Source organism: Schnuerera sp. xch1 (genome assembly GCF_019931165.1).
GTDB lineage: Bacteria > Bacillota > Clostridia > Tissierellales > Tepidimicrobiaceae > JAIOUP01.
Map to the genome: position 1 here is coordinate 1 of NZ_JAIOUP010000039.1, position 1,094 is coordinate 1,094.

Annotated in this window: 1 pseudogene; it reads right to left on the reverse strand. The window is 36.1% G+C overall.

The window, feature by feature from the left end:
- Positions 1–1,016 (reverse strand): annotated as a pseudogene (locus K8M07_RS12510) (IS3 family transposase); the annotation flags it as partial.
- Positions 1,017–1,094 lie beyond the last annotated feature (78 nt).

Here is a 1,094-nt window from a genome sequence, read left to right on the forward strand (position 1 = left end):
AATGTTCTCTGTGTTTACAAGGGTTATTGAAACATCATTTTTTTTAGCATAAGGTGTTATTAGTTTAACAGTGTCATAAAAGGCTTCGATGTACCAGAAAATACTCTGATAGGCTTCTTCAAAGTTCTTATATTTAAATTGATACACCCACTCTCTTTTTAAATGTCCATGCCAAGATTCAAGACTGGCATTATGATAAGGGTATCCCCTTCGACTGAAAGAGTGAGTCATCCCATAATACTTAAGCAACTCTTCATACTCTAGACTCGTATACTGGCTTCCTTGGTCAGAATGAAGAATAACAGCTTCTGGATAGTCTTGTGATTTAATGGCCTTATTTAAAGTTCTTTGCACTAATTCTACAGTCATTCGCTTGCCCAAATCCCAAGCAATGACTTTTTTAGTATAACGATCCATAATGGTTGAGAGATAAGCCCATCCTTGTTGAGTAGGAATATAAGTAATGTCGGTTGACCAAACCTTATTTTTCTTTGTAGGTTCAGTCTGTATGAGATTTTTTCGATTGATGTGATCACTTAGTGAGTATCCAGGCTTAAATTTCTTAATGACTACAGACTTGAGTTGAAGTTGCTTCATTAGCTTCTGTACCAGTTTTAACCCGACTTTTTCCCCTTGTTTAAGTAGAAGATGATGAATTTTAGGAGCACCATAGATTCCTCGGTTAGCATTGAAGAGTTGAGAAATTTTGAGTGACAGGTATTGTCTCCTTAATTGAGTTTTAGATGGATGTCGGTTAATCCGTTCATAATAACTTGATTCAGGAACATCAAGGAGTTGACAGCTTAGTCTGACATTGAGTGCTAAAGTTTGTATGGTTTGAGCCATATCCGCAGCACTCACTTCTTTTTCTCGGCGAATATGGTCAATACTTTTTTTAAGATGTCTCGTTCTTCCTTAACTTTAGCCAGTTGTCTTTTTAATTCTAGAAAATCAGCTTTAGAGACGGAGCTTTCATTAGATTTAGAGTAGAGGTCTATCCATTTATAAATTGTTGCATAATTGCTAGAGGATATCATGAAAGATATGGAGAAAGTCATGCAGAGGCCAATGCAATAAATAGCGCAGATCAAGAT